Source organism: Metamycoplasma buccale (genome assembly GCF_046774455.1).
GTDB classification, from domain to species: Bacteria; Bacillota_I; Bacilli_A; order Mycoplasmatales; family Metamycoplasmataceae; genus Metamycoplasma; species Metamycoplasma buccale.
Genome location: NZ_CP177249.1, coordinates 315089 through 336023, shown reverse-complemented (window position 1 = coordinate 336023; position 20935 = coordinate 315089). Strand labels below are relative to the sequence as shown.

The following is a 20935-nucleotide window of genomic DNA, read 5'->3' as shown; positions in this document are numbered from 1 at the left end:
TATTTCCTCTTCTTTATTTTTATTTAATTAATTTTTATAAATTACAATCATTATAACAAGGCAAGTATTTATGCATTTTTTATGAAAAAAATAACTTAGCAATATGAAAAAAATATTAAAAACATAGTGAAATTTTTATTCCTAAAAAAAATCATTTATAATATTTTTGTTTGCAATGCACCCTTAGCTCAGTTGGCAGAGCAAAGGACTCTTAATCCTTGGGTCGTGGGTTCGAGACCCACAGGGTGTACCATATAAAAAATGCCCACATAAAATTGTGAGCATTTTTTAATTTAATTGTTTTTTATCATAAATAATTTTTATTTGGTTATTATCTAAGATAATTGGAATATTTGATCCTTCTGAAATTTTTCCCTCAATAATATTTAAAGCTAGTTCATTTTCAATATTTCTTTGAATGAATCTTCTTATTGGCCGAGCACCAAAAGCAGGGTCATATGCTTTTTCGGCAATAAATTTAATTACATCATTATTGAAATTTAATTCAATATCTTGGTTATCCTTTACACGCTTCTTTAATTTATTTAGTTCAAGTTTAACAATTTCTTCTACGATTTCTAAAGTCAACGAATTAAATGGAATAATTTCATCAATTCTATTTATAAATTCTGGTTTAAATGATTTTAATAGTAAATTCTTAATTCCTTCTTGTGTTAAGGTTTTTGAAATAATTTCAGAACTTCCGACATTACTTGTCATAATAATGATAGTGTTTCTAAAATTTACTATTCTACCTTTACTATCAGTTAAAGTACCATTATCCATAATTTGTAATAATAAATTTAAGACATCGATATGAGCTTTTTCTATTTCATCAAACAAAACAATAGAATAAGGATTTTGTCTAATTTTTTCAGTTAATTGCCCACCTTTTTCAAAACCTATGTATCCTGGAGGAGAACCTATTAACTTACTTACCGAATGTTTTTCCATATATTCAGACATATCTAATCTAATCATGTGGTTTTCGTCATCAAATAAACTTTCAGCTAATGCTCTAGTTAATTCGGTTTTACCAACTCCAGTAGGTCCTAGAAACATAAATGAACCAATAGGACGATTAGGGTCATTAATATTAGCTTTAGCTCTTTGAATTGCTTCGGCAACTCTTTTAATAGCAATATCTTGGCCCTTTACTCTTTTTGATAGTGTTTCATTTAAATTAACAAGTTTTTGTTTTTGACTTTCTAATAACTTATTAACTGGAATTTTAGTTCACTTGCTTACGATAGAAGCAACTTCTTCTGAATCAACTATTTCTTTTATTAGTCTAATTTTTCTAGAAGCCAATCTTTTTTCAATGTCAGATTGTTTTTTTTCTAATTCAGGAATTAAAACATACATGATTTTTGATGCTTCTAAATAATTTCCATCGCTTTGTAATAAAGGTAACTTGCTTTTTAATTCTTCAATATTTTCTTTAATTGAAGATGATTTTTGAATATCATCTTTTTCAAGTTTTCAATTTTTTTCAAGATCAGATTTTTCTACCTTGCATATTGATAATTGTTTATCAATATCTAAAAGGTGTTCTTTATTTTTTTTATTATCTTCTTGCGATAAAGCCGCTTTTTCTATTTCTAATTTAGCAATTTTTTGATTGATTTTTTCTAATGGTTCGGGTAAATAATTCATTTCGGTCTTAATATTTGACGCCGCTTCATCAATTAAGTCAATAGCTTTGTCTGGTAAAAAACGATCTGAAATATATCTTGCTGATAAATTTGCAGCTGCAACTAATGCTTCATCTTCTATTTTAACTTCATGATATGTTTCATATCTTTCTTTTATTCCTCTAAGAATAGTTATAGTATCAGATACAGAAGGTTCTTCAATATAAACTTTTTGCATCCTTCTTTCCAGTGCAGGATCTTTTTCAATATTTTCACGATATTCATCGAGTGTAGTTGCACCAATTAAGTGTAGTTGTCCACGTGCCATTAATGGTTTTAACATATTTCCGGCATCCATTGATCCTTCATTAGTTCCTCCAGCACCTACTATCATATGAATTTCATCTATAAATAGAATAATGTTGCCATTTGATTCTTCAACTTTTTTTATTATTTTTTTAAGCCTTTCTTCAAATTGTCCACGAAATTGAGTTCCGGCAACTAAAGCTGGTAAATCTATTTCAATTATTTCTTTATTTTTTAAATTTTCTGGCACTTGATTTTCAACTATTTTTCTAGCTAATCCTTCAACAATTGCTGTTTTTCCAACTCCAGGTTCCCCCACTAAAACTGGATTGTTTTTGGTTTTTCTACTCAATATTCTAACTAAGGATCTAATTTCTTCGTCCCTATTTATAACAGGTTCTAATTTATTTTTAGATGCTAGTTCAGTTAAATTCCTTCCAAATTCTTTTAAAGGATCTTTATTTTCATTATTAGGTGTATATGAAAATTCCATAATTTTACCTCCTTGTTTTTACTTATTTAAAACAAATTATAGCACAATTTTAGCACTTGATTAAAAAGAGTGCTAATTTTAAATTTATGGAATTATTCTCAATAAAGTTATCAAATTAACATAAATTATCATTTTAAATATATATAAAAACATGAAGTACATAAATAAAGCGCTTCATGTTGTTTTCTATTAAATTTATGTAGATAAATATATAATTTGTATTTTTAAATTTTCATATTAATTATTCAAAAATTTCATCAGGAGCAATTGGATTAGTAAATTTATATTGTTTTCTATAGTTTTGAACATATTCTGACATTCTTTCATTTACACTTTTTTTAGTGTCTAAAAAACCAGGTAAGTTCAATTCTTCACACTTTTTCATTATTTCAATGTATGCTTCATAAACTTTTTTATATGTTTCCATCATTAAATCTTTATTGCTTTTTACTTCTTCTCTATGATCATAAAATCTAGATTCTATTTTTTTTCATTTTTCGATTATTTCTTGAATAGTTTCGACTTTAGGTTTGAATTGATCAAGATTATTTTTGTTAACAATTCACTTTAAAATGAATCAAGCATCAGAATATAAACGATATAAAAGACTTACTCTATAATGTATATAAGCAGCATCATAAAAGTCAATTATTTGTTCATATTCGTAAATAATATCTTTTGTAACATAACTACCATCACTATTTCTAGAGACTATAACACTTTTCTTTTGTCTATATTTTACTTTATATTTTCCATTACCTAAATATTTAGCTTCATCCACAGGTTTTTCATAATATCTATAGTTTTCATTTGATGTTACAAATTTACTATCATCATAATTGAAATTATAGTATACACTATAATCCTCATTAAATCCTTCTCTGAAAATTTGCCCAAGTTGCAACATATTTGAGAAGTTATTTTCTTTTCAATCAAATTCAAAATCGACAGGTTTTGGTTTTTGATCATCTTTTTTAAATCCAGTGATTTTATATTCAAACTCTTTACTAATATCTGGGAATTTCTTAGATTTTATAGTTGCTTTTATTGTTAATTCACCAGTTTCATCATTAGGACTAATATGAGTAATTTCATATTCAAATTGATCTTTTAATTCAGTTTTTAAAGTAATATCACTTTGGTGATTCTTATCAACATCAGATGCTAATCTATCTTTATTATTAACATCAAAGGTTGGATTATAATAATTAACATAACCACGGTGAACATTTTCTAAAGCTGCTCTAACATCTAACGTTTGCAAGTCTGATTCATAAACTTGATCTTGCATAGATGTTGAAGTATAGCTATCAGCAGTTGGAACATTCTTTCTAGTTACTTTATATCTAAAAGTAATTTTGTTACTATCTTCATCATAAGTTAAATCATGAATTTCAATAATTTCATCACGTTCTTTATCATTTTGATTTCAAGTTGCATAATCTTTTAAAGCATCATAATAATTTCCTGAATTTCTTATACTATTGTAGATTCGTTCTACTGTATAAGCATTAGAAGATTTGGCTGTTAAATTTTGCATCTTAAATGGTTCATATTTTCTAAAGTCACTAAAAACAAAATCTCTATATGCTTTTATTTTTGGATTGCTTCTTAAACTAAAAGTAAATCTTGCATATACTTTTCCGGTTAAATCATTAGCTTTGTGTTCATGTGAAACTAAATAATCACTGCTTGGATGATTTGTAACTGTATAATTAAAAGAAGTTATAAATGTTGAAGGAAGTCACTTTTTACGATCGCTATCAACATTAAATTGAACATTATAAATATAAATATTTGCATCTACTTCTGCTATTTTATCATCAGCTTTTGTTATTTCTAAGTTAGCATCATCAATAACTTTTTGATATTTCTTATTTTCTGCTTCAGTTTTTACATTTTCAAGTTCGGTTTTAGCTTCTTGTAACTTAGTTTTAGCTTCTTCAAACTTACTTTTATCTTTATTTTTAATTATTTCATTAGCATTATTAATTGCTTCAACTAATTTTTGTTTGGCTAATCTTAATTTTTCATCTAATGCTTTTTTTTCTTGTACTAATTTATTTCTAGCGGTTTGTAATTTTGCTTTAGAAGTTTCTATTAGATTTTTTAATGAATTTACATCATCATTAATTTCAGGATATTTTGTTTCATTATATTCATCAACAAAATCTTGCGCTGATTTTATTTGTTTTTCTAAATCAACAATTGCATTATCTAAGGTAAGATGGTCATTTGCTGAATCAGCATTATTGTTAGCTTGATTAAGTTTGTTTGTTAATGTGTTAATTTTATTTTTTAATTCAGCAATTTTTGCATCTCGATTTTGCTTATTAATTTCTGTATATTCTTTAACAACGTTTTCTACTTGTTCTTTAGTTTTAGCAGCATCAATTTTACTATTTGCCTCATTTTTTTGTTGCTCTGTTAAATGATCTAATTTTGCTATGTCTTGTTTTGCTTTTATTCTAGCAGCTTCAAGTTCAATTAATCTTTGCTTTTCTTGATTTGCTGATTGTAATTCTCTTTTAGCTTCATCTATTTTAGTTTCTAAAGTAGATTTTTCTGAAGTTAAAGCGGTTTCATTATTAATTTTTAATAATAATTTTTCTGCATTACTAATAGTTTTTTCTAATTTATCGATATCATCACTTAAAGAACTAGAAGTTGTATGTTCTTTTTGAACTTCCTTAATTGCAGTATCAAGATTAGTTATCATTTCTGATATTTCTTGTTTTAATTTGTTAATTCTTTCTTGTTCGGTACGATTGGCTTCATCTAAAGCATTTTGAGTATCTTGTTTTAATTTATTAAGTTCATTTAATAAATTGTTAGCTTCAAGTTGCTTAGCTGAATAATGCTTATTAGTTGCCAAAGTTTTTGCTTCAGTAGCTTTTTCAATAGCTTTTTCTAAATCTTCAAGGGCAGCTTTTATTTTTGAAATTTCCTTAGATGAAATAGCATTATTTGCTTTAGTTTTAGCGGGAATTGCTAAATCGTTAGCATCTTTTAATGCTTTTTCAACTAATGCTTTATTCTTTTGTTGTTTTGCTTTTAAAGTAGCTAAGGTGTTGTTAGCTTCATCTGTTGTGGTTTTTAAATCAGCAAGTTTTTTAAGAATAGTTTGTTGTTTTTTAACTCATTCATCTTTTTGTAAATCTGAATGTTTAGCAATCGCTTGTGTAATTGCTTGTTCAAATAGTGATAATTTTTCCTCTAATTCATCAATATTTTCTTCAACATTTTTAGCATTAGTTTCAGCAGTTTTTACTTTTGATATTTCATCATTAATTTCATTAATAATTCTTGTGATTTTTCCGCTCTTAGCATCTTCTAATTTTTGACTTGTTTTAGCTAATTGAGTTTCGACTTGATTTATTAAAGCTTGTGCTTCAGTAACTTTTTCTTGATATTTATTAGTTGTAGCTAAATTTTTTGCTTCTTCTGCCTTAGTTTTAGCTTCATTTAAAGTTTCAACTGCTTTTTCAAGTTCACTAACATTATTATCGGGAGTTGCTTTAGCCTTTTTAATAGCATCAACTACTGCTTTTTGAGCTTCTCTTACTTTATCATTAGTAGAGTTAATTTTATTAAACATTTCCTTGTTTTTTTCTTCAAGGTTTTTATTAGCATCATTAATTAAAGTACTTAATTCATTTAATAAAGTTTTTAATTCTGGAACTGCTTGATTTTGAGCTATGTTATATGTTGTTTTTGTAGTAATTGCATTAGAAATTGATTTATTTAATTTTTCTGTATTTTCTTTTAATTCATCAACACCATCTAAAGTTTTAACTTTATCATTTATTGTTTTTAATGACTCAATTGCATCTTCAAGTGCTTTTTTAACTTCGGCAATTCTTTTGGTTTCTTTTGCTTGTTCGTCTACTAATTTATCAGTAATTTCTTTTAATTTTTTATCTACTTCTTTAGATTTTTCTTCAGCTTCTTTAGATTTTTCATCATAATGATTTTTGCCGGCTTCTTCTTTAGCTTTATCTAAATCTTTTTTGGCGTCCTCTAGATCTTTTTTAGCTTTATCTAAATCATCTTTTTTAGGTGGATCTTGTTTTAAGGCATCATCGGCTTTTTTAATAGCTTCATCGGCTTTTTTCTTAGCGTCATCTACTTGTTTATCGATTTTCTCAGTTTTTTCTTTATTTTCTTTTTCTAAATTTTTTTTAGTTTGTTTTGCAGTTTTTAATGTTTCTTTTAATTTATTTAATTTTTCTTTTAATGAAGAAACACTATTATTTTCAGGTTTATCATATTGATTTACAATGCCTTCAGTAGTTGTTATGGTTGCTTGTAAAGTGGTCAATGCTTCAGTTAGCTTGGTAACATTATCTTTATTATCAGTAACATTTTTTATTGCTTGATCTAAGGATGTTTGCGCTTGATCTAGTGCTTTGGCTACTGCTTTAATACGATTCTTTTCAGCATTTAATTTATTGTCTACTTCAGTAATCTTGCTTGATAAATCTTCTTCAAATTTAATTACTTTATTAGTTTCTATTTGATAACCTTTTGGTGAAATTTCATTTTTTAATGCAGTTGCTTTATTTTTAATTTCTTTTAATTTATCTAAAGCACTTTGTAAATCAGTTTCTTTATTAGAAGTAATAGCATCATTGGCTTTTTTAAGAGCATCATTAGTTTCTGTTTCTAAATTTTTAACTTTATTTTCAATTTCTTGTTTTGCTTTAGCTAAATTAGTTTTTTCAGTTTCATATGTTGAAGTAACAGAATCTAATTTTTGCTTAAATTCTGTATATTCAGGGTCAGTTTTAGTTTGGTCATTATTATCAGTAATTTTTTTGTCTAAGGTATTTGCTAAATCAAGTTGTGCTTTAACTTTATCTAATGATTCTTGTTTTTGATCAATTAAAGTTTGTTTTTGATAATCTTTTAAAGCATCTTCTAAATTTTTAGTTGCAGTTTTTAATTCTTGTTTTAAAGCTGATATTCTTTGATTTTCTTGTTCTTCTGCACTCTTTAAAGCTGCTAATTTTTGGTTAGCTTCAACTAGTTTTTGATTAATTTTAGTTTTTAATTCAGTTGCTTTTTGTTTTAATTCATTATATTCAATATTAGTTGCTTCAGTTTCACTTGCTTCAGTTTTTTCTAAAGCTGCTTTTAAATCATTAATAGCACTTTGAACTTCAGTAATAGTATTGTGATGATCATCATATTTTTTAATAGCTTCATTAGCTAAACGTTCTGCTTCTTTGTAATTTTCTTCAGCAGTTTTTCTTTCATTTTCAATTTTAGTTTTACGTTCTTCTAACGATGTTTTTTTAGTATTTGCTTCAGTTAGTTTAGCTTTAAGATTATTAAATTCTGTTTGATATTTACTTTGATTTGCTTCAGTATCATTTTTTATTTTTGTAGCAATAGTAATTTCATCAGTAATGCTACTTAATGATTGTTGAATTTTTTCTAAATTATGTTCAAAACCTAAAGCAGTAGTTGCTTTTTGAATTTCAGTTTCTAATTTATTAGTTGCATCAGTGATTTTTTTCTTGATTGCTTCAAGATTTTTGGTTTCAACTTCAGCAATTTTTTTGTTTAATTCTTTTTGTTCTTCTTTAGCTTTCTTAATTAAATTTTCTAATTCTTTAGATACTTCTGGCAATTTAGCTTCATTAGCTAATTTTTTAGCTGCTTCAGCTTTAGTAATTGCTTTATCTAATTTTTCTTTAGCTTTATTTAGTTTATCTAAATCTTCAGTTTTCTTAGCTTCTTCAACTTCTTTTAAGGCTTCATTAAGTTCTTGTTTAGCTTGATTAGCGGCTTTTTTAGCTTCATTTTCTTTATTTTCAATTTCAGCTAATTTATTTTTAGCATCATCTACTTTAGTTTTTGCTTCAGTAATTTTATTTTTTAAATTTTCAGATTTAGTTTTTAATTTAGGTTCATCTTTAGTTAAATTATGTAAGTCATTAGCTTTAGTAATCTCGCTTTCAAGTTCACTAATGGCTTTATTGATTTTAGCTTTATCATCACTTTTTAATGCTTCTTCTAAAGCTTTTTCTTTTTTAGTCAATTCTTCAATTTGTTTGGTAATTTTTTCTTTATTTTCTTCTATTTCTTTAGCTTTTTGTTCATCTTTTGTTTTTTGACTTGTAATTTTAGTAATTCAAGAATCAACTTCTGATTTTTTATCTTGACATTTTTTAGCAAGTTCAGTTTCATTTTTATTAGTTGCTTCAGTTTGAACTTTATCTAACTCATTTTTTGAGTCAGTTAATTTTGCTAAAATATCAGTTAATTTTGCTACATCATCACTATTTTCATTAGTTTTGGCTTCACTAAGAGCATTGTCAGCCTTTTGTAAAGCTTCATTTACTTTAGCTTCAAGTTCTGAATGAGCTTTTCTAAGTTCTTCTAATCTTTTTTGTGAAGCTTGTTGTTCTGCTCTTGCCTTTGCAATTTCATCTTCTAAAGTTTTAATTTCATTTGTAAGGCTAGTTTTTGATTTATCATTTTTGGCTTCATTTAATAATGTTTCAGAGTTTTCAATTTCTTTAGCTAAAGCTTCAAGACTTTTTTCTAAAGGTTCTATTTTTATTGCTTCTTTGGTTTTTTTAGTATTTTCTTTTAAAGATTCTACTTGTTTATTAATTTTTTCTTTTAATAAATTAACTCGATTTTCTTCAGCTTGTTTTCTAGCTTTAGTTTCTTCTAAGATTCTTTTAGCTTCGGCTACTTTTAATTTAAGTTCATCACTTTCTTTAGTTAATGAAGCTTTTTCTAGTTTTTCAATTAAGTCATTAGCTTCTTTAATTTTTGTTTCTAAATTAGTAATAGCATTATTTAATTCTTCTAAAGTGTTAGCTTTTTTAGCTTCTTCTATTGCTTTAGTTAAGGCTTCTAATAATTGTTTAGCTTCTTCTTTTAATTTAGCAATTTCAAGTTCTTTTTCTGCAACTTTTTTATTAGCATCAGCTATAGCTTTATCTAATTTTTTAATGCTTTCTTCGATTTTATTAGCTACTTGTGGTAAACCTAAAGATTCTGCTAGTTTCTTAGCAGCTTCACCTTCTTTTTTAAGTTCTTCAAGATCTTTTATTGCTTCTTTTAAAGTTTCAAGATCAGTAGTTTTATTAGCTTTTTCTATTGCTTTAGTTACTTTTTCTTCAAATCGTTTAGCATATTCTTCAAGATTTTTCTTTTGTTCAGCATCAGTTAATTTAGCTTTAAGTTCTTTTAGTCTCTTAATTTCATTTTCTGCTTTAGTAATTGCTTTAGCTAAATTATTGGCTTCTTCAGTTAAGCCTGCTTTTGTTGCATCATTTTTTAAACCTTTAGCAACATTGCTTAAATCAGTTAATTTTTTAATAAAGCGGTCGATTTCTGAAGTAATGTTTGCTTTAGTTGATTCTTCAACTGTTTCATTAATTTGTTCAATAATTTCTTTAATTTTGTTTTTTAATTTATCTTTATCGCTAAGCAATCTTTGTAATTTAACTTTGGCAAGTTCTAAAGCTTTTTTGGCTTCTTCAACTGATTTATCCAATTTAGCTTTATCTTCTTTTAAAAGTTTTTGCTTTTCTGGTCATTTTTCTAAATTTTTAATACTTTCTTCAACGATTTTTTTTACTGAAGCAGCTCGGTTTAGATTAGTTTCTAAATCTTCAATTGTCTTTTTATAATCTTCAATGCTTAAGTTTTTCTTAGCGTTTTCTGTTAATTTATCTAAAGCCTCAGTTAATTTTTGTAAATAAAGTCTAAGTTTTTCAAATCTTTCTTTATTTTTGTTATCTCAACTACTTGGTTTTTGATCAATAATATCTTGTTCAGAAACACCAATATCTAGGATATTGTTAGGATTATATTCGCCATTTTTCTTTGTTGCTCTACTATAAACAATTCCAGCAATAATAGCTGAAGTTGCTAAAACTCCAATTGCAGTTCCTAAAATAATAGTAGTTTTCTTTTTCTTTGATGTATTCATTATTAAATAACTCCTTGCGTAGAAAGACATTTTAAAAAAAAAAAAAAAAAAAACGCTATTTATAGCGCTCTTTTTTGATATTTTGACAATTTTTATAGATTTATACAAGGAATAAAATGGTAAAAATCTCTTTTTTATAGATTATTTTTAATTCTTGTATTTATTAATTTTTTCTTTTTTCTTTAATGAAATGGTAAAAACCAAAGTAAATTCACCCTTAATTTGCTTAGGTAATATTTTTAAAATATCTGATGGTTTACCTTCGTAACTAGTTTCATGAATTTTGGTCATTTCTTTTATTAAATATAAATTAATATCATCATTAAAAATGATTTTTAAATCTTCTAATGTGCTTATTAATTTATGTGGTGATACATAAGTAACATAAGTGCCATAAGATAATTTTTTAAGTTCATTTTGTCTAGCAATACTTCTATCTTTTAGAAAGCCTAAAAAAGTAAATTTATTACTTTGATTTGCTTTAATTAATGCGTGAGTAAAAGCTGTTGGGCCGCCAATTACCTCAATAGAAATATTTTCTAATTTAGCTAATCTAATGATTTCAAAACCTGGATCAGAAATACAAGGCATTCCTGCATCAGTTATTAATGCTATATTTTTATTTTCCTTTAAATATGAAATTATTTTAGGACTTATTTCATGTTCGTTAAAATTGTGATAACTTATTAATTTTTTATCAAAAATTTTATAGTGATTAAGAAGTTTTTGACTATTTCTACAATTTTCGCATAAAATAATATCAACTTCATTAAGAGTTTTCATAGCTCTTAATGTAATATCATCTAAATTTCCAATAGGAGTACCAACTATAAATAATTTAGATTCCACAATACTCTCCTATTTTAGCAATAAATGATGCTTTTTGCAATTGTAGATTGTCATTAGTATTTAATGTATTCCTAAAATCATTAATAATCTTTATTAATTCTACTAAATCATTAAATTTTGAAAATATTGAAATATATTTTTTATCAAACAAAATATAAGAGTTTTTCGCTTCATTTCTAAATAAATAGGCCTCTTGAAAAAATATATAAATAAAAAACATAACTAAGTTAGCATTTTCTTTATTAATTAATTTATTTAAATAAATTAGAAAATCTAATGGTTTTTGGGGAAATAAAATAATATTTTTAAGAAGATTATCTAGAATATCAGAAGCCTCTTCTTTATTTAAATATTGAAAAAGTTTATCATCATTAAATAAATTAAAAAATTCATCATATTTTTCAGTTAGAATATTGCCAAAATTTTCAAAATTTATATTAATTAAAAATGCTCTAGATTTAATTGTTTTTAAAACATTATTTTTATTATTTGTTGTCATTATAACAATTGTATCTTTAGGAGGATTTTCTAAAAATTTTAATAAAGCATTCAAAGTAAACTGTGTACCATTTTCAATATTTTTTATTAAAAGAATTTTTTTATTATTCTTATTTTCTAGTGATGATTCAGTTAATTTTTTTATTGCACTTATAATTAGTTCTTTACTAATAATAGAGTTTTTACCATCAATTAAAAAATAATTTTCTTTGTTATTTAACTCAACTTCTTTAGAAAAGTTTTCATTATTAACTGAATTAATAAAATGAATAACATATCTTGAAAAATTAATATTAGGCAAACCACAAAACAAATAAACTTGACTTAGTTTATTTTTTTTAATTTGATTTTTAATAGTTTCAAAATAATTAAAATTAGTCATATCTATATTACTTTTTCATCCTTAAGAACATTTATCACTTTTTCAAATAATTCATCAATTTGGCAAGAAGCATCAATAACTCTAAAAGTGGAAGGATTATCATTAATTACTTCCCAATATGCCTTTCTTAATTTAATATAATAATTAACATTCATACTTTCTAAGCGGTCCATATGATTTCTTAAATTAGTTAATCTTTCTATTGATATTTGAGGTTCTAAATCAAAAAAAATGACAAAATTTGGTTTGGTATTTTTAGTTGCAATTTGATTAATTTTTTTTACTTCTTTTAATCCTGCTTTACCTAAAATACCTTGATATACAAATGAAGAATGCCAATAGCGATCAGAAATTACAACTTTACCTTTTTCTAATTCTGGTCATATACCCTTTTCTAAATTAATTCTTCTTGAAGTTGCAAATAATAAAGCGTCAACTGTTGAGCTAAAATCATTTTCATTATCCAATATTAAATCACGTATTTTTTCGGCTTCCTTTGAAAAAGTACTACCAGGTTCACGAGTAAAAACAAATTTATCTAATTTATTGTTATCTAATAAATATTTTTTGAACATTTTAATAATGGTTGATTTACCTGAACCATCCATACCTTCAATTACAATAAACTTTCCTTTGTTTTTCATATTTAATTCCTTACATTTTAGCTTTATTAATTAATGATTGTTTCAAGGTAGTCGGATCAACATATTCTATTTCTGCTCCCATTGGTATACCAATTGAGAGTTGATAAACATTAATATTTTTATTTTTATCACGCAACAATTTTTGAATATATTGCATTGTAAATTGACCTTCAATATCAGATGATAAAGCCAAAATTATTTCATCGTATTCTTTTGACATTGAAATCAATTTTTCTAAATTGCTTAATACTACTTGATCATTATTTTTTAATTTATATAAACCTTCTAAAATAAAATAATGACCTTTATAAATGTTTAATTCTTCAAATTTTGAAATATTTTGGTAATGCTCTACAATCATCAACTTATTTTCTCTAGTTTTATCTAAACATATATCGCAAATGTCGTTATTAGAAAAATTATTACATTTTTGGCATTTTCTAATTTTTGATTTTAGTTCTTTAATAAGCAAAAAGCCTTTATCTATTTCAGCTTGATCTGAATTTAATAAAAACAAGATCGTTTTTTCTATTTGTTTTTTAGATAAACCACAAGCAGATTTTATTTTTTTGCTTAATTCTTCAATTATTTGATCATTCATTACATTGGCAATCCTGACCCTGAATAGCGGTCTCCTAATTCATCATAAGCTTCATTAATTTTATCAATTCCTTCATTAACTGCTAGCATTACTAAATCCTGAATCAATTCAGGGTCATCTGGATCAATTAATGCTTCATTAATTTTTATTTCTTTAATTTTTCTTGTTCCAAACATTACTAGTTCAATTCCTTGTTTGGTAATAACAAATTCTTTTTTTTCAATTTCATGTTCTTCTTTAGACATTTCGTCTTGAAGGCGTTTTGCTTTTTTTAGCATTTCATTTATATTCATCTTAATCTCCTTTTATTTCAAATATTTCTCCAAAAGTTTCTTTTGCTCAAGAAGACATTTCCTTTGATTTTTTATCATACTTTTTGGATAAATCTTCTAAAGACTTAGGAACTCTATTTTTTAACTCTTCAATATTATTTTTTCAATATTTTTTAGCTTCATCCATTTGCGTTTTAGTAACTCCAAATAAATGAACATAGCGGTTAAAAATTAGATTACCAGCTTCTACTATATCTTTTTTATAAGCATTTTTATTTAAGGTTAAAATTTTTAAATCAATAGGAGAAGTGAATAAAACAAAATCTTTACTTGATTGTAAAATTTCTAACCCATCTAAAATATCTCTTGCATTTTGATAATTAGAGTCAACTAATTTGGTTTGAATCATGGCGTAAGATAATTTGTCAATAGTTTTATAATCAGTAATATCTTTACCATTTTTTTTATCGATTTTTTGAAGTTGATTAGTTACTAAACAATCAATTAAAATATCGAAATTAAGTATTTCAGGAGAATCTAAATATTCGGTATTTATTTCAAAATCATCATTAGTATTACTTACATCAGAAATAATTGAACTAGTTAAAGAATTTTTATCGATTTCTTGAGTTTTTTCTTCCAAAACCATTTCCTGAGTTTTTTCTAAAAGTTCATTAATATCAAGATTTGAAGTTTTAACATTCTGATTAGCAATAGATGCTAAATCAAACATTGAATTAAGATTATTTTTATTATTTTTTGAAGAATTACTATTTTTTGACAAATCATTATCTACTTCTAAAAAATCATTTTCAACTATTTGTTTTTCACTAATTTTTGGACTTTCTATTGTATTAATAAAATCTTCATCATACGCTTTTAACGATGCTAATTTAATAAATCCAAGTTCAAGTGATTGTATTGGTAAATCACTAAATTTTACTTCCTTTAAAATACTTATTAATTCATTAATAAATAAGTATGATTTATCTAATGAGATAGTTAGCAACTTTAATTGAGTAGGATTTGCTACTTTAAGTAAATCTTCAGCATTAGTTTTTGAATATATTAAATAGTCTTTTAAAAGGTCAATCATTTGAATTATTAATTTTTCAACATCAACTCCATTTTCAAATAGATTACTAGTTATTGTTAAAAGTTCTTTAATTTCATGATTATTGGCTAAATTAATTAATTCAATAATATTTTTAATGTTAGTAATTCCAAATAATTTTTCTACATCGATTAATTTAACAGAAGAATCTCCAGCAAAAATAGAAACTTGATCAGCAATACTTAATGAATCTCTTAAACTGCCATTACCAAGATTTGCTATTAATTCTAACGCTTCTTTATCATAATAAATGTTTTCTTTGTCATAGACATATTTCAAATGATTAAGAATTGTTTTGGTATCAATATGTTTAAAATTAAATCTTTGCACACGACTTAGAATTGTTAAAGGAATTTTTTGAGGATCAGTTGTTGCTAAAATAAATATTGCATGTTTTGGCGGTTCTTCAAGAGTTTTTAATAATGCATTAAATGCTCCTTTTGAAAGCATATGAACTTCATCAATAATATATATTTTATATTTTGATTGCGTGGGCATATGCTTGATTTTTTCACGTAATTCTCTAATATCATCAATTCCAGTATTACTTGCCGCATCAATTTCAATAATATCTAAATTTCTATCTATTGATTCAATACATTTTTCACAAGGATTAAAAATGTCATCACTATGAGAACAATTAATAGTGTTAGCAAAAATTTTTGCTACACTAGTTTTTCCTGTTCCATGAGGTCCACAAAATAAATAAGCATGACCAATTTTTTGCATTTTAATGATATTTAAAAGAGTTCTAATAATATGTTCTTGTCCTTTAACTTCATCAAATTTTGTTGGCCGATAGTGGCGATATAAAGCTAAATATTTTTCTTCCACAATATCTCTTTTCCTATTTATTAAGTTAGTATTTATATTTTATCAAACTACCATATAAAATAATTAATAAGTATAATATTAAAAAATAGGAAAAATAATGAATTCGCCTTATGAAAAATTAAATTTAAGTTTAGATACTCAAATAAAGAAAAACATTTCTAATTATTTTGTTTTAACTATTCTAAGTGTTATTTTTGGAATTATTATTTTAATTATAATTGCAACTTTAAATCTTGATAAATTTAATGCAAATTACTATGTAATACCAATTTTATTACCATTTCTTATTGGAATATTTTCATTTTATAAATTCATTGTTTTATATCGTTTTAGAAATGAAATAAACCACAAAAATATATTAATAACTATGTTTGTTTTTATGATAATTTCAACAATAATAGGATTGTCTTTTTTATTTTTTGCTTTAATGTTTCCAGTATATGCCTTGGCATTAAGAAATGAAAAAGATGCTACAAAAATTAATAATTTAAAAGAAAAAATTATTGTAATTAAATATTTAATTATTGTTTTTGTTAATTGTTTTATTATTTTTAACATTGTTAATGTTTCATTAAGTTTATATTTGGCAAAAACTACAAAAAATCTTAAAAGATAGGTCTTTTTTATTAAAAAATGCTATTATAAAAATAGATAAATATTTAGGTAGGAGAGAAATATCTGGATGAAAAAAGAGAAATCTTGCGGAGCAATCGTATTTAAAGCAACACTTAATCATATTTATGTTTTGTTAGTAGAACAAATTGTTGGACATTGAGGATTTCCAAAAGGCCATGTTGAAATTAATGAAACAGAAGAAAGAACAGCAATTAGAGAAGTTAAAGAAGAAACGAATATTGATATAAAAATAATTCCTGGATTTAGAGAAATAAATTCATATAGTCCTTATCCTTTAGTAATTAAAGATGTAGTTTATTTTGTAGCCAAACCATTAAACAATAATCTAATTGGCCAAGATGAAGAAATAAAAGTAGTAGAATGAGTACCAATACAAGAAGCTAAAAGTCGCATAACATATGATAATGATCAAAAAATCTTTGATCATGCTATTGATTTTTATTTAAAAAATATTTAGAGTTATTTTAAAAATAAAAAACCAACAAATAGATTTAATAAGTTAATTACTAAACTTTGTTGGTTTTTTATTTTTTAAATTTATTATTTTTCAGAAGTTATTGGATCATCACTTTGTTTTTTTGATTCGTCAATTTTGACTTTTAATTCATCCATAATTGATTTTTTATGTTCTTCAATAATATTTTTAATTTCTTCTTCAGTTTTGCCTTGTTCATATAAATGTCTTTTTTCAGAAGTTAATAAATAGTCTAAAAATTCCATTACTTTTTGGTTGGCATCAATGATATCATTTTCATTAGTAGGACTAGTAATTCAAGATGAATCCATTGAAGCGTTTGGTGATTTAACTGCATCATAATTATTCATTAGATTAACAACCGATTCAAGAGCAATTCTATTAGTTAGTTCTTTAAATTTTTTTGAACCTAAATTAGTATAAATTTGATAAGGGTTTTTTTGTGAATATTGAACTAAGTTTGAACTTCTTCTTAATTTATCCATTGTATTAATATGATCTTGTCAAGCAGCATCAAATACATTAAGAATAATATATCTTTCAGAAGAAGCCAAAGCGCTAATACTATATTTATCTATAATGTTAGAACGTAGCTTATCATATTCTTCATTAAATACCTTAGTAATATATTCAATTAAGTCATCACGATCATATTTGTTAATTTCTTCTACTGTGAAATTATGTTCAGTTAATTTCATTCAATTTGTGTTTAAATAATTAGTAAAACCTTCAACATCTAAAGTATTATTTTTATTAATAAAATAAGGATTGTTTACCGTTTGCTCAACACATACAGAAATCATTTTTCTAATAATTGAACCCAAGTCATCACGGTTCAATATTAAATCACGTTGTTCATAAATAAGGTCACGTTGTTGTCTAATAACATCATCATAATTCAAAACACTTTTACGGTTGTCAAAATTGAACCCTTCAATTTTCTTTTGAGCACGTAAAAATGCTTTTTTAATGGCATCACCTGCAATTGGTTCATCACCATATTCTTTAAACATTTCTTTTCATTTGTCTTGTACTGAAAAACGTAAAATCAATTGGTCATCTAATGATAAGAAAAATTTTGAATATCCCACATCACCTTGACGACCTGATCTACCTTTTAATTGATTATCAATTCTTCTAGATTCAGCTTTCTCGGTTCCTAAAACGTATAATCCACCTAATTCAATAGCCTCTTTTGAAGGCTTAATATCAGTTCCACGACCTGCCATATTTGTTGCAATAGTAACAGCTCCAGCTTGTCCTGCTTGTGAAATAATTTCTGCTTCAGAAGCATCTTGTTTAGCATTTAAAACTGTATGAGGAATTTTTGCCTCTAATAAATATTCATGTAAAGCTTCACTATCTTCTACTTGCGCAGTTCCAATAAGAACTGGTTGTCTTTTTTTATAAATTTTCTTTACTTCTTCAACCACAGCTTTTCACTTGGCATGCATTGTGACATAAATTTCATCTTTATCATCAATTCTAGCCATTGGACGGTTAGTTGGAACCACATTTACACGCATGTTATAAATTTCAATAAATTCTTTTTCTTCGGTTTTAGCTGTACCAGTCATTCCACTTAACTTTTTAAATAATCTAAAGAAATTTTGATAAGTAATAGTTGCTAAAGTTTTTGTTTCAAGTTCAATTTCTACTCGTTCTTTTGCTTGAATAGCTTGTTGTAAACCTTCAGAATAAGCACGACCTTCCATAATTCTTCCAGTAAAAGAGTCAACTAATTCTATTTTGTCATCTCTAACTATATACTCAACATCAAGTTTCATAACTTTATGAGCACGCAATGCATTTTGAATTCTATGAACTAATTCAGAATTTTGAATATCATATAAGTTTGAAAAATTGAAATATTTATTAGCTTTTTCAATTCCTGATTCAGTTAAATAAACCGATTTTGTTTCTTCATCAATAAAATAATCATCTTGTGAAAGTGTCCTTACAAAAAGATCAGCAACATTATAAAGAGGGCTCTCTTCTTCGTCATCACCACCAGATATTATTAAAGGTGTTTTTGCTTCATCTATTAAAATTGAATCTACTTCATCTAGTAAAATATAATTCAAACCACGTTGAACTTTTTCTTCTTTAGACATAACCATGTTGTCACGTAAATAATCAAAACCTAATTCAGAATGAACTGAATATGTTACATCGCAAGCATATGCAGCACGTTTTTCATTGTTTGGCATTTGAGCTTTATTTATCCCAACAGTTAAACCTAAGAAGTTAAAAACTTTACCCATTTCTTCAGCATCACGTTCTGCTAAATATTCATTAACTGTTGAGACAATCACACTTTCACCAGATAATGAATTTAAATAAACTGGAGCAATTGAAGTAATTGTTTTACCTTCACCAGTTTTCATTTCGGCAACAGATCCTAAGTCAAGAATAACCCCACCAATCATTTGAACATCGAAAGGTCTCTTTCCTAAAATTCTTTTTGTTGCTTCACGAGAAACTGCAAATACTTCCGCTCGCATATCTTCTAAAGATTCGCCTAAGTTATATCTTTGTCTAAATTCATTAGTTTTAGCTTGCAATTCTTCATTTGTTAATACTTGAATTTCTTCTTCAAGATCATTGATTCTTCTAAGAGTTGCCTCAGCAATACGCATTTCTGTTGATTTAAAATTAAAAAGTTTCATAGCAATATTATATTTTATATTAAAACTACATTTTTAAGAAAAATGCATTATAAAGCCTTTTTATAATTGATTTTATGTTAATTAAAAATTAAAAGCCTATTTTAAAGCTTTTAATTTTTTAACTATTATTTATTTTCTTCTACTGGTGCAGTTGTTACTTTTGATGTTTCTTTTTTTTCCTTATCCATTGCCATTAATGATTCAGTTTTTTCGTTATCATATTTTTCTATTTCACTTAATTTTGTAGAAAATTGTTTAAATCCTTCTGGGTCATTTTCTTTCATTAACAAATTGGTAATAAATTTATTAGTTAAATTCATTTGAATATTGTCAAATTTTACAAAGTTTTTAACTTGATCTACTGGTAAACCATATAAATTAGCAAGCTTATCAACTTCTTTTAAATAATCCGCTTCAGTTACTGTGAATTTTTCTGATTTTGCAACAGCAGCAAATGCTATAAGTTCCTTTAAATTTTTTGTTGCAGCATCTTTAAATGTTTGCATAATTTTTTCTTTAGTATTTTTTGTAAATTCAATATATTCTTTTTCTGTAATATCTTGATGTTTCAAGTTGTCTAAGAAATTTTGATAGTATTTTTTAGCTTCTTCTTCAACTAGTGAAGGCGCAATTTCAAATTCAGTCAATGCAAGCAATTTATGTTTTGCTTCATTAATAAATTCTTGTTCACGATTATTTAAAATTTTTCTTGAAGCTTCAATCTTAACAAGTTTTTCAAAATCATCATTTGTTTTTACTAAAGGTAAGTTGATTTCTTTTAAAAATTGTTCATTAATTTCTGGATAATTTGCAGTTTTTATAAAGTTAATTTTTACATCAAACACAACATCTTTTCCGGCCAAATTAACAGCATGATAGTCATCTGGAAAACGTAATTTAATATTTTTTGATTCATTAGTTTTCATACCAATCATTTGAGTTTCAAAACCTGGGATAAATTGATTAGACCCAATTACTAAATCATAATCTTCAGCATCACCGCCTTCAAAAGTTTTTCCATCAATATAACCAATGAAATTAAAATTTACACTATCGCCAAGTTTTACAGGTCCTTCAGTTTCTAACATAACTACATAATTTGAAATTAAAGATTTTTTAACTTCTTCTAAATCTTCTTTTGTAGGAGTTAATTTTCCTAACTTTAATCCCATTTTTTTATAATCACCTAATTTTACTTCTGGGTGAATTGGAAAACTTACTTCAATAGTTGCCTTATCTTCTAAAAGTTCAGTGATATTTAAGCTTGGACTACCAATAACTTCATCACTTGGTTCTACTTGCGAAAGAATTTTTTCATCATATATTTTTTCGATTGAATTATGCAATGCTTTATCTAATATTTCAAATTTTGATAAATATTTATCTGCTTCACGTGGAGGAACATGCCCTTTTCTAAAACCTTTAATTTGGACATTTTTTCTTAATTCGATTTTTGCTTTTTCTTTAGCTTCTTCTCAATCTTTACCATTAATGGTATAAGATATCTTTAATATTGAATTTTTCTTATCAATTAATTTGCTCATAAATTTCTTTTGCTCCCTATATATAAA

General features: G+C 25.4%; 12 protein-coding genes and 1 tRNA gene. 3 read left to right on the top strand and 10 right to left on the bottom strand.

Annotated features, from left to right (window positions below; genetic code table 4):
- The first annotated feature begins 177 nt into the window (after positions 1-177).
- Positions 178-253 (top strand) — tRNA-Lys (locus ACLFP3_RS01375).
- A gap of 35 nt (positions 254-288) precedes the next feature.
- Here the strand turns inward: ACLFP3_RS01375 and ACLFP3_RS01370 are convergent.
- The 8 genes from ACLFP3_RS01370 to dnaX all read right to left on the bottom strand — a co-directional run bounded on the left by ACLFP3_RS01370 (position 289) and on the right by dnaX (position 15584).
- Positions 289-2433, bottom strand: a complete 2145-nt coding sequence (locus ACLFP3_RS01370) for an ATP-dependent Clp protease ATP-binding subunit (protein WP_412031810.1) — start codon at positions 2431-2433, stop codon at positions 289-291.
- Between the two features lie 241 nt (positions 2434-2674).
- Positions 2675-10390, bottom strand: a complete 7716-nt coding sequence (locus tag ACLFP3_RS01365) for a hypothetical protein (RefSeq protein WP_412031809.1) — start codon at positions 10388-10390, stop codon at positions 2675-2677.
- A 147-nt stretch (positions 10391-10537) separates the two neighbouring features.
- A complete protein-coding gene (gene rsmI, locus ACLFP3_RS01360) occupies positions 10538-11239 on the bottom strand; it encodes a 16S rRNA (cytidine(1402)-2'-O)-methyltransferase (RefSeq protein WP_412031808.1) in 702 nt (233 codons plus the stop codon).
- Positions 11229-12119, bottom strand: a complete 891-nt coding sequence (locus ACLFP3_RS01355; RefSeq protein WP_412031807.1) for a hypothetical protein — start codon at positions 12117-12119, stop codon at positions 11229-11231. Before ACLFP3_RS01355 ends, rsmI begins: the two co-directional genes overlap by 11 nt.
- Positions 12120-12121: 2 nt before the next feature.
- Entirely contained in the window at positions 12122-12763 is a 642-nt protein-coding gene (tmk, locus tag ACLFP3_RS01350; RefSeq protein WP_412031806.1) for a dTMP kinase, read from the bottom strand.
- Between the two features lie 10 nt (positions 12764-12773).
- Entirely contained in the window at positions 12774-13364 is a 591-nt protein-coding gene (locus tag ACLFP3_RS01345) for a toprim domain-containing protein (RefSeq protein WP_412031805.1), read from the bottom strand.
- Positions 13364-13657 carry a YbaB/EbfC family nucleoid-associated protein gene (locus tag ACLFP3_RS01340; protein ID WP_412031804.1) on the bottom strand — a complete coding sequence of 98 codons (294 nt, stop codon included), beginning with the start codon at positions 13655-13657 and terminating at the stop codon, positions 13364-13366. The genes ACLFP3_RS01345 and ACLFP3_RS01340 overlap by 1 nt, the downstream gene beginning before the upstream one ends.
- 1 nt (position 13658) lies before the next feature.
- Positions 13659-15584 (bottom strand): DNA polymerase III subunit gamma/tau, encoded by a 1926-nt coding sequence (gene dnaX, locus ACLFP3_RS01335; protein WP_412031803.1) that lies wholly within the window; start codon positions 15582-15584, stop codon positions 13659-13661.
- Between the two features lie 97 nt (positions 15585-15681).
- Here dnaX and ACLFP3_RS01330 point away from each other — a divergent pair, with 97 nt between their 5' ends.
- Both ACLFP3_RS01330 and ACLFP3_RS01325 read left to right on the top strand, forming a co-directional pair.
- On the top strand, positions 15682-16200 hold the full coding sequence (locus tag ACLFP3_RS01330) for a hypothetical protein (protein WP_412031802.1): 519 nt from the start codon (positions 15682-15684) through the stop codon (positions 16198-16200).
- 66 nt (positions 16201-16266) lie between these two features.
- On the top strand, positions 16267-16677 hold the full coding sequence (locus tag ACLFP3_RS01325; RefSeq protein WP_412031801.1) for a bis(5'-nucleosyl)-tetraphosphatase: 411 nt from the start codon (positions 16267-16269) through the stop codon (positions 16675-16677).
- 83 nt (positions 16678-16760) lie between these two features.
- Here ACLFP3_RS01325 and secA read toward each other — a convergent pair whose 3' ends face one another.
- On the bottom strand, positions 16761-19364 hold the full coding sequence (gene secA, locus ACLFP3_RS01320; RefSeq protein ID WP_412031800.1) for a preprotein translocase subunit SecA: 2604 nt from the start codon (positions 19362-19364) through the stop codon (positions 16761-16763).
- A 125-nt stretch (positions 19365-19489) separates the two neighbouring features.
- Positions 19490-20908, bottom strand: a complete 1419-nt coding sequence (tig, locus tag ACLFP3_RS01315; RefSeq protein WP_412031799.1) for a trigger factor — start codon at positions 20906-20908, stop codon at positions 19490-19492.
- Positions 20909-20935: the final 27 nt, after the last annotated feature.